The 11,298-nt window shown below is 33.4% G+C and carries 6 protein-coding genes; all 6 read right to left on the bottom strand.

Features of this window, described 5'->3' with window-relative positions:
* Position 1: 1 nt before the first annotated feature.
* The 6 genes from ABD011_RS06785 to ABD011_RS06760 all read right to left on the bottom strand — a co-directional run bounded on the left by ABD011_RS06785 (position 2) and on the right by ABD011_RS06760 (position 11,247).
* Entirely contained in the window at positions 2-787 is a 786-nt protein-coding gene (locus ABD011_RS06785; protein WP_343796873.1) for a carboxylesterase family protein, read from the bottom strand.
* A gap of 10 nt (positions 788-797) precedes the next feature.
* Entirely contained in the window at positions 798-2,165 is a 1,368-nt protein-coding gene (locus ABD011_RS06780) for a glucoamylase family protein (protein ID WP_343796871.1), read from the bottom strand.
* A complete protein-coding gene (locus ABD011_RS06775; protein ID WP_425545553.1) occupies positions 2,166-3,548 on the bottom strand; it encodes a glucoamylase family protein in 1,383 nt (460 codons plus the stop codon). It lies immediately after the preceding gene.
* A 120-nt stretch (positions 3,549-3,668) separates the two neighbouring features.
* Positions 3,669-5,078 (bottom strand): RagB/SusD family nutrient uptake outer membrane protein, encoded by a 1,410-nt coding sequence (locus ABD011_RS06770; RefSeq protein WP_131507919.1) that lies wholly within the window; start codon positions 5,076-5,078, stop codon positions 3,669-3,671.
* A 12-nt stretch (positions 5,079-5,090) separates the two neighbouring features.
* Positions 5,091-8,201, bottom strand: coding sequence for a SusC/RagA family TonB-linked outer membrane protein (locus tag ABD011_RS06765; RefSeq protein ID WP_131507921.1), 3,111 nt, complete (start codon positions 8,199-8,201; stop codon positions 5,091-5,093).
* A gap of 241 nt (positions 8,202-8,442) precedes the next feature.
* Entirely contained in the window at positions 8,443-11,247 is a 2,805-nt protein-coding gene (locus ABD011_RS06760; RefSeq protein ID WP_343796866.1) for a helix-turn-helix and ligand-binding sensor domain-containing protein, read from the bottom strand.
* Positions 11,248-11,298: the final 51 nt, after the last annotated feature.

Raw genomic sequence — 11,298 nt, 5'->3', positions numbered from 1 at the left:
ATTATTTTTTTGATTTAGAGAAAAGCCATGTTAATAATCCAGGTTCTGCAAAAGCAGGATCCCAACTATTGTGGTTTGCGTCTGAGTATAAAGTGAAATTCGGTTTTCCGCCATTTTCTAGAATAGCATTAACCATTTTTATTGAACCTTTTGGGTCTATAACATCATCGTTTGCACCGTGAAACACCCATAATTCCACCTTAGTAGCGTAATTTTTAGTTAATTCAGCATTACCGTCACCGCAAATGGCAAAAGCAGCAGCAAACATTTCTGGTTGTCTTGATAGAATTTCGAATGTTCCCATTCCTCCCATAGACAATCCTCCAACATAAACTTTGTCTGTATTTACATAGTCTTTGCTGGTAATGTCTTGCATTAAATCTATAACCAATTGCATTGGTGTTGTCGCTTCTTTATCTTTAGGAAAGATTAACTTTCTTGGAAAAGATGATCGGTCTACATCCGCATTAGACCAAAAACTTTCTTTAGGACACTGAGGAAAAATTACTATTGCAGGAAATGCACCACGATTGGTTTTGTCTGCAAATAATTTGCTTCCGTGTGCTAGTTGTCTTTGGTTATCATCACCACGTTCACCTGCACCATGAAGAAATAATACCACAGGATATTGCTTATCTTCTGAAAAATTTTCGGGATACATAATACGGTACTTAAGCGTATCTCCATCTTTTATATGTTTCCTCTCTTTAAATACATCTTTTTGCGCAAATGCTAGTGATGTAATTAGTAGCAGACAAAAAGTAATTTGTGTTTTAATGTGTTTCATTTTAGTTGGTTTAATAGGTGAATCCTAGTGTATCTAATCCGTTTTGTACGTCTTCGTTTTGCATAAATAAATTCCATAGCAACCCAGTACGATAATTTTCTATCATAATAATTTGTGGACCTTGATCAATTGCCAAATAGCGCTCAGTCACCCAATTATATTGTGGATTAAAAGCATCATAAAAACCAGCTGGTCCCATTAAATCGTTATTGTAGAAATAATGCATTGCTGCTAATGATTTCTCAGGCGTATATGGAATAGAACTCACAGCTGCTGTTGGCGAAATTGTACCGTTATCATTTTCTGGTTCGTGAGCAGAATAACCTACAGAACCATCGGAATTACGACTATAACTTGCTGTTAATCCCCAACAATCTGGACCATAATCGGCAAAGTTATGAGGGTTACTAACACAATGCTGATAATTAATATTGGTATGATTAACATTTAAGTTCCAATAGTTAGCATACTGGTCGTTTAGGTTTGAAGGGTTTAATCCTAAGTATGAATAATGTGCCCAAAACAAAGGACCAGTCCCTGAACCTGCATGATCTAATATCAGTGGAATACTATATTGACTTAATGAAGACACAATACTTCCACTACTTGCCCATCCTTGATGGTATACATCTGAAGAAATTGCATAGTCAGGTGATGCAGCACCAAGAATAAATGCTATTAAAGTTTCATTATAACCTTTCAATTCTAGGTTTATGGCAAATTCATTAGTTGGACTCCAATGCCATAGTAATTTATTTTGGTTATTAGTATACCAATCCCACTCGACCCCTTTCCAAAGCGCATCAGCTTGGTTTGCTAAAGCTTGTTCTTCAGTTGTTCCGTTTTTAAAATATTCTTTCACGCAAATTAAGCCTTGAGCAAAAAATGCTGTTTCAACAATATCTCCTCCATTATCCTGCGTACTAAAAGGAATTGTAGTTCCTGTTCCATCATCTATCCAATGTGACCATGCTCCATGAAAACGATCAGCATTTTCAAAGAAATTGAGTATTTGTGTTAAACGTTGTACACCTTGAGTTTGAGAAATATAATTACGCTCTATACCTACCAAAATAGCCATAAGTCCAAAACCACTTCCGCCAGTTGTAATTACATTTTGACTGTCTGACGGATTGTTAGGATGGTAACGTTCTTTAGCTGCTCCAGAATTAGTACCAGCATAATCCCAAAAATACTTGAAGGTTTCTCGCTGCGTTAAATTCATTATTTGATCATCAGTTAAAGGATTAACTACAACAGGATCATCATCTGTAGGTACTTCGTCATCTACAGGATCATTAGTTTCTTGATATGTAGATTCATCGCTAGAACCGCAACTAAAAAAAATTAATAATAATATAAAACTGAATATCTTCATTTAGCTTTTGTTTTCGTATTTAAAACCTAGTTTTTGTAAACCGTTTTGCAGGTCTTTATTTTTCATAAATAAATCCCAGAACAAACCTGTTCTGTAATTTTCAATCATTACTGGAATTGGACCTTGATCAATTGCCAAATATCTTGGTACGTACCAATTATGTTCTAAACTAAAAGCATCATAAGGACCATATTTACCTACTAAACTATCGTGGTTTTTATAAAGGTTTTTTAGCATTTGCATACTCTCTTTTGGTGTGTAAGGAAAAGAGGATAACGCAGCTGTTGGTGATACTACACCAAGATCATCTCCAGGTCTATGACCTGCGTAACCTTTTACGGAATAGCTTGAGGTAAATCCCCAAATATCTTTCCCGTAACCTTTGTAATTTTTAGGGTTATCTATAGCGTACTTGTAATGTATTTTAGCGTGATTTTGAGTCAGTTTCCAGTAATCTCCAAATTGATCTGTTAGACCATTTGGATTTAAACCTAAGTATGAATAATGTGCCCAAAATAGAGGACCTATTGGTGCATCGCTATGTTCAAAATAGTCTAAAACTAATTCTTCATCATAATATGAATCTTTGGAAACAATAGCTCCGTTTCTTGCCCAACCTTTTTCGTAAACTTCTTTTGTAATTGGATACGTTGGTGATGCTGCTGCAAGCACATACATAATTAGGCATTCGTTATAACCGCCTACAGGAAAATTCATTTCCCAGCCATACTCTGGCGACCAATGCCAATACAAGACGTCTTCACCTCCTTTGGTATACCAATTCCATTCAACTTCTTTCCAAAGTTTATCTATTTTGGCTACTAATTGTTGCTCTTGTTTGTTTCCGTCTTTGAAATATTCGGAAACTGTAAGTAAGCCTTGTATTAAAAATGCTGTTTCAACTAAATCTCCTCCATTATCTTTCTTACCAAATGGATACATTTTTCCTGTTTCACCATCTATCCAATGAGACCAAGCACCATGAAAACGATCAGCTTTTTCAAGGAAGTTTACAATTTTAGTGTATCTATTGAAGGCTTGTTCTCTAGTAATCCAACCACGCTCAACACCAACCAAAATTGCCATAAGCCCAAAACCACTTCCTCCAGTTGTAACTGTATTTTTTGGTGATGAAGGGTATTTATCATCCATGTGAATACGCTCTCTTGCCAAACCTGAATTAGGTTCTGCACCATCCCAGAAGTAATTGAATGTCTGATATTGAATAGTGTCTAACAGTTGATTTTCGGTTAATTCAACTTTAGTATTATTAGCTAAAGCTAACTCAGAGTTTTCTTTGTTTTCGGTATTGTTTTTACAGCTAAAAATCGACAAAAGAATAGCTGTCAAAACAAAAATTTTATTTTGATGGATTGATTTCATTAGCAAAGTTAGAATAAGCTTTAGCTACATTTATTAAATGCAGCTAAAGCAATAAAGACTAATTCAAAGATTTCTACACGCTATTAATCATAGGTGTTTTAGGTCATTTTTAAATTTGTATTACCAACCTGGATTTTGAGTCATTTCAGGTGTTTGAATCAACTGAAGGTCTGGGATAGGGAATAACTCATGTTTTCCTACAACAAATGTTTTACCATCTGCAGCCATAGCGCTTTGCGCTTGACCTGTTCTTACTAAGTCAAACCAACGGTCGTGTTCAAAAGCTAGTTCTAATCTTCTTTCTTTCCATACATCGTTAAATGTTGGAGAATTGATTGGAGTAAGGTTAACTCTATTTCTAACTCTGTTTAGAGGTGTTGCTGCATCTTCCCCTACATGTAAAGCTGCTTCTGCTTGAATTAATAATACATCAGCATAACGAAGGATTCTAACATTTTTGTCTCCATCACCAGCTCCAGCATTAGCGCTTGAGTATGCTTTTTCATTATACATTGGGTTTTCAGCTGCAGCACTAACTTGTCTTCCATCCCATAGTGTTTCTCCGGCAAAGATTATTGTAGCATCTCTACGAATTACATCTCCTTCAGCATTAAAAGCATTTAAAAGATTTTGAGAAGGCGTGTTGAAGCCCCAGCCCCAACCTCCAGTACCTCTAGCACCTTGAGTTTGAGAATATTGTTGTACACCATGAGCAATTGACTCACCTCTAGCTTGAACTTCAAAAAGTGATTCAACTCCGTTTTCTTGAGAAGCTCTCCAGATTTCTTCATAATTAGGATGAAGGTTATATTGTGGATCTGTTGCAACTATTGTTGCCATATTATAAGCTTCTTGCCATTTTTCATGGTACATGTATACTTTAGCTAATAATCCTTGAGCTGCTCCTTTTGTTGCTCTACCTAAATCTGAAGCACTGTACTCACTTTTTTCAGGTAGCATATCGATTGCGTCTAATAAATCTTGCTCTATAAACTCGTATACATCATTTTTAGGTTGACGTACAACATAATCAACATGTTGTAAAGGCACATCTCCAAAAGAACGTACTAACCAAAAGTAGTTTAATGCTCTTAAAAATTTAGCTTCTCCAATTAGTCTATCTCTATACGACTGATCAGTTAATCCAAAGTTTTCAGTATAGTTAATAGCAATACTTGCTCTACCAATACTTTTATACCAATGTTCCCACATAGATCTAATTGAAGGTCCTGTAGTTGTATGCTCTAATGCATCTAACTGGTGTTTATCAGTACCTGTATCAGAAGCAGAACTACCTTTATCAGCGTTATCAGAAATAATTTCAGTAATTCCTAAATAAGAGAAAGCATAATCCCAATCTGTTAGCATTCCGTATATACCATTTACCATTTGCTCTGGTGGTATAGCTTCACCAATATCAGCTGCATCAATTTCAGCTCTACTGTCTACATCTAAATAATCATCACTACAGCTCACTATCATTAATAATGAGGATAGTAGTATTCCAAATTTTATTTCTTTTAGTTTCATAATTCGTTTTTTTTATAATTCAATGTTAACACCAAATAAAAATGTTTTAAGGTTTGGATAAGCAGACAGCTCTATACCTGATGTATTTGCTGCACTACCTCCTGCTCCTCCTACTATTTCAGGAGTGAATCCTGTATATTCAGTAAACATAAAAGGATTTTGCGCTGTTGCATATATTCTTAAAGAATTTACTCCGCTTACAACATTTTTCAATGTGTAGCCTACAGTAATATTATTGATTCTGAAAAAGTCTCCGTCTTCTAGGTAATAGTTAGATGCGTAAGAGTCTCTGTTTGCTCCTGGATTAGTATTTGTAGATCCTTCTCCATTCCATCTTGTGTTATACACATTTGCAGTAATGTTCTCTCCTCCATTAATTCTAGTTCCTTTTAATCCATTGTAAACTTTATTTCCTCCAGCTCCATAACCTTCAACAATTAAATCAAAGTTTTTATAATTGAATCCTAAGTTAAGACCGTAAGAAAACGTTGGTAAGTATGTTCCAAAAAACTTTTTATCCTTATCATCAATAACACCATCTTCATTTTGATCTTTGTAGCGTAAGTGACCTGGTAAAGCTCCTGATATACTAGCGTTGTTATTTATTTCATCTTCGTTTTGCCAAACTCCTTCTACTTCGTACATCCACCATGCATATAATGGTTGTCCCTCTTCTAATCGTTTAGTTATTTGTCCATTTCCTAAACTTCCTCCAACTTGTCCATCATAAGCAGATTTTACATTTTCAACTCTGTTTTTATTAGTTGAGAACACTGCACCAATGTTATACGAGAAATCTTCTCCAATGTAATCTTTCCAACCTAAGTTAATCTCAATACCCTTGTTTGATACTTCTGCTCCATGATCGTAAGAGCTTAAAGAACCTTCGGTTGTATATATTGGCGTTACTAACAATACTGCATTTTCAGTATTTCTGTCATAATAGTTAAATTCAAAATCCAATCTGTTATCTAATGCACTTAGGTTAAAACCTGCATTTAACTCCTCAGTCACCTCCCATGAAATTGGGAATGTTTCAGCCCCAAATGCTGCTCCAAATGCCAAATCTTGATTTGCTCCAAACACGTAGTTAACACTGTTACTACCTGCGCTAGTTGTTATTGTTGTTTGGTTAAATGGTACTCTAGAGTTACCTACACGTCCCCAACCTGCTTTTAATTTTAGATAATTGATTGATGGCACATTAAAAAACTCTTCGTTAGATAATGCCCAACCTAAACTTACTGCTGGGAAGTTATCATAATACTCTTCGTTATTATCGTTTCTAAAGTTACTAGAGCCATCTCTTCTTACATTTGCTTGGATGTAATATTTTTCATCATAATTATACATTACTCTACCAAAATAAGACTGCTCTCTTGTTGGTGTAGTATAAAACTGGTTTACAACTTTTTCATATCCATCGTCCGCAAAGTTTATGCTCCAATAGTTTTCTTGTAATGGCACACCGTAACCAGTTGCATTCATTGTGTACACATCGTTTCTTTGACCTCTTGAAAGACCAACAACAGCATTTACATTGTGTACACTATTAAAGGTTTTATCGAAAGTTAAAAAGCCTTCTACGTTATACCTATAACTTTCAGAGTTTTGATAAAACAAGCTATTGTCTGCCCATGATACTACTGATGGGTTGTTATCTTGATTAGTTTGAAACTCCTCATCTGTTCTAGTAGGGTCTCCTGCTAACCATTGACCTCTTGTATCATTAAATGCTCTTGACTTGTTAAACGATTTTGTAGCAGTATATCTAGCCGAAGCTTTTAAGTAATCTGTAATCTGTAAATCTGCTTGAATACTTCCTTGTAAGTCTGTAGTATTGTTTTTTTCATTTGCAAAATCAACAGCCATAATTGGGTTACCTGTAGAGTTTAATCTGTCAATAATTTCTCCTGGGTTTCCTAAGTAAGTTGCAATACCAGTTGATTGATTCCAAAACGATTGACCATATTGTCCTGTTTCATAATACACAGGAATTACAGGTGCTTGTCTATAAGCTGCATTAAATGCTCCAAATGGTTTTGGGAAAGACCTGATAAAAGATGCACTAATATTTGAAGATATTTTTAATCGATCATCAAATAACTCAATGCTATTGTTTGCTCTTAGAGTATTACGGTTATAATCATCATTATCTAAAATACCATCTTCATTATAATTGTTGAAACTAAAAAAGTAGCTAATATCGTCACTTGCTCCTGAGATAGCTATGTTGTTAGAGTTACTAAACCCTATGTCAGTTAATTCATCATACCAGTCGGTATCATGAGGTTGATTTGGTGATAAAAATGCTGTTTCACCAATAGCTACTTGATTTTCATTAAAATATCTAACATATTGACTAGAGTTAGCCATTTCAACTGGGTTTAGCATTGACTTAGCTCCATAAAAAGAAGATAATTCAATTTTCATCTTACCCTGTTTACCCTTTTTTGTTGTAATAATTACAACTCCATTAGCAGCATTCATACCATAAATACTTGCTGATGAAGCATCTTTAAGCACATCAAAAGACTCAATATCTGCAGGGTTTATATTGGTAATACTGTTAACTTGTACACCATCTACTACATATAAAGGATCATCACCTCCTGCTGCAGTACCAATACCTCTAATAATAATATTAGGTTGACTACCTGGAGCATTAGTATTTACAATATTAACACCAGTCATTTTACCTTGTATTGACTGTAAGGCGTTAGCAGCTGGTTGTTTTAATAATTCGTCACCAGATACACTTGCAATTGCACCAGTCACTTCTTTTCTGGTTTGTGTACCATATCCAATAACTACAATTTCTTCTAAAGCTTCAACATCATCGGCCAAAACAACATTTAAAGTTGTTTGGCTACCAACTGTAATTTTTTGTGTTTTAAAGCCTATGTAGCTAAATTGCAACACCTCACCTGGTGCTACACTTATGGTATATCTACCATCTAAATCGGTGGATGCTCCTCGATTTGTTCCATCGACAATAACACTTACACCTGGCAATGGTAATCCATCACTTGCAGCGGTCACTTGACCATTTACTTCTATTTGTTGACTCCATGAGACAAGAGAGAAAAATAAAAGTAATAATAAACTGAATTTAGTTTTCATAAATTAATAATTAGAATGAGTTAGTTTTCGACTTCTAAATTAATAATCTAAGCGTTTGACGAAATAGTGTTGTTTACATTTTAATTACGCCATTTGAATTAACAAAAGTGAAACTCCGCTTAAAATCAACGTTTGACGTACTTTAAATTTACAAAGAAGTACGCTAAAAGACTAACGAAAACGATAAATGACGTATTAATGACGTATTAAAAAATAAGATTTAGATAAAAATAAGTAGTGATTATTTAAAATTTAGCAAATAATCAGTCAAAGAAATGTCATTTTCTAAATCAAGCTTCTTTTTTAACCTGTATCTATGTGTTTCTACGCCTCTTACCGAAATATTCATCAATGGCGCAATCTCTTTAGTGGATAAATTCATTTTGATGTAGGCACAAATCTTTAAGTCTTTTTGTGTTAATTGCGGATGGTTTTCCTTTAAACCTTTGAAGAATTCTTCGTGAACTTGATTGAAGTTATACTCAAAAACTTTCCATTCATCTTTATGTGCAATTGAACCATCTACTTTTTTCAATAGCTTTTTGTATGAGTAGTAATTGTCAAAACTTGTTTTGTTACCTACCAATTCTTGCTTAATCTCTTGCAAGGTTTCGTTCTTTTTAACTAAAGCCATAGCAGTATTTGCTAATTGCTTACTCTTTAGCTTTATTTCATTTTGAAGCGATTCATTTTTTAACTGCACTATACGTTTCTCGTTTTCTAAGGTTTTTTCTTTGAGTAGTTCCTCTTGTTGCTTTTCAAACTTTAATTCGAGTATTTTTTGCTCTTTAATAATTTTTCGTTTGTGTAAAATGAAAATTACCAATAAGGTTAAGAGAATTAAAAATGTGTATAACGCAAAACCTATATCATCTTTATACCATGGCGGAAGTATGTTAATTTTTAATTCTTTAATAGGCGAAGTTTCGCCAAATCCATTACTTGCTCTTATAGCTATATCATATTCTCCATGGTTAAGGTTGGATAATTCTAGTTTATGATTTTCCATTCTATTCCACTTAGAGGAGTCAATCCCAAGAAAAGCATATTCAAAAAAATGGTTATCAGATTTAGCTGAAGATATAGATACACCAACACTTTGATTAAACTTAAGCTCTATTGGTTTTTCTTCATTAATAGCAACAGGTTCTTTATTAATTTCAACCATTTCTACCTGTGGCTGTTCCATTTTTAGGGTTTCATTTAGCCTATCGTCAATAAGCATAAAACCATCAATTAAATTTAAAGCATAGGTAGAGTCACTAATTTTTGAAACATTTTCATAACCCACAATAAGCCTATTTTTAAAATAATTACTAGTCAATGAAAACTCATCTTCTGCTATTGCCAAAGATTTAAAACTTATAACGTCATTTTCATTTTTTAAGACTAATCGTTTTACATTGTCTTCAGAAATAATATGTGTTCCTTTTCCAAAACTTTCATTTAGTAATTTATGAGGAACTATACTATCTAAAAGTGGTTCATATTTTTGCCATCCGTCATTAGTTTTAAAACAAATATCATTTTTAATTTTATAAACTCTTACATTAAAACTCGACCAAATGCCTTTATTTTCATAACTTTTAAAACTTGTTATTTTATCATAATTACCATTAAATTTCACTTTATAAAGGCCTTTATAAGCATGAGAAACCCAAGCTGTATTTTGGTCTTCAAAAACCAAAAAGCGAATTGGCATTGCAATTCCTCCTCCAAGTCGCTGTGAGTTCCAGATATTATTTTCGTTTTTAAAAGTGACTAAACCAGTATAAGTCCCTTGAATGTAAACATTCTTCTGTTCTGGTACTTTTTTAATTGTTAAGCCTCCTGTATAGTTACTTATAGGTATAGGTTTTTTATCTTTAATTAAAAATGTTCCATCGTTATGACCGCAAAAAAGTTCTCCATTGATTTCTTTTAAATTCCAGACTTGCCCTTGAGAACCTTCAATAAATTGAAGTTTATTTTTTTTATCTAAATAAAACAAACCTGTGTTACTGCCTATGTATATATCACCTTTATAATCTATAACGTCATAAACAGCTCCTAGCTTTCCTGAAACATCATTGAAAAAATAATTGTGACTGCTTAAATCTAATGACGCCAAACCATTATCTAGACCTAACCAAAGTTTATTAGTCTCATCTAAATGATGCCTTAAAACAGTGTTATTGACAAGTCCATTTTCTTTACTTAAATGAAAAAGCACTTTTCCTTTACTATCGGTTAAGTAAATTCCGTCTTTAATAGTACCAAACACCATTCTGCCATCTGCTAATATTGAAAAGTCATTAAGTTGATGTTGAATAATGTAGTCATCTACTTCAAAGTTGGTTTTAATTAATCCGTTACCATTATATAAGAAGCAGCCTTTTAATGAAGTTGTAAGCAACAACCCTTCTCTATACTTATCAATAGAAATAACTTTTGTATTAACTAATTTTTCGTCACTAATTATTTGTTTTAACTCATTACCTACTAAGGTAAAAATGCCATTATTAAGTGTAGAGACTAACAATTCATCATCAACAATACTACAAGACATAATTACCGATTTAGGTCTTATTTTTTCGATACCTACTTCGGGTTTAAAACTATAAATGCTAGAAAATGCTCGAAAAATGATTTGGTTCTTAAAAGGAATAATTTGCCAAATCTCATCATTTGCAGAAATTTGATCTTGTATATCTTGGCTAAGCGATTTGTAGACTAAAATTCCTTTTTCATTTTTTTTCCAAAATCCAAATTCTTCGTAAGAACCAGTATAAATTATGTCGTTATGAGCCAAAACAGATCTAACAGTGGTTTTATTGGGTAACTCATAAAAATTCCACTTAAGTCCATCATACTCTAACAAACCATCATTATTGGCTACATAAAGTTTTCCATTTTCAGCTCTAGAAACATCCCAGTTTTGATTACCAGCATTATACTCTGAAAGGGAATAGTTTTGAAAATAAGGTGAATATTGTGCAGAAACTAGTTGTGCTTGAAAACAAAGCACTAGAAGCAGTACATACTTTATTATTTGGGAAAAATTCATAGCAACAGATAAATCCTTTTACAAGGTACTAATTTACCTATTTATATGAAT

It is taken from the genome of Gaetbulibacter jejuensis, assembly GCF_039524015.1.
In the GTDB taxonomy this organism is placed as follows: domain Bacteria; phylum Bacteroidota; class Bacteroidia; order Flavobacteriales; family Flavobacteriaceae; genus Gaetbulibacter_B; species Gaetbulibacter_B jejuensis.
Note: the sequence above shows the minus strand (reverse complement) of the source record. Positions and strands in the feature narration are given on the sequence as shown.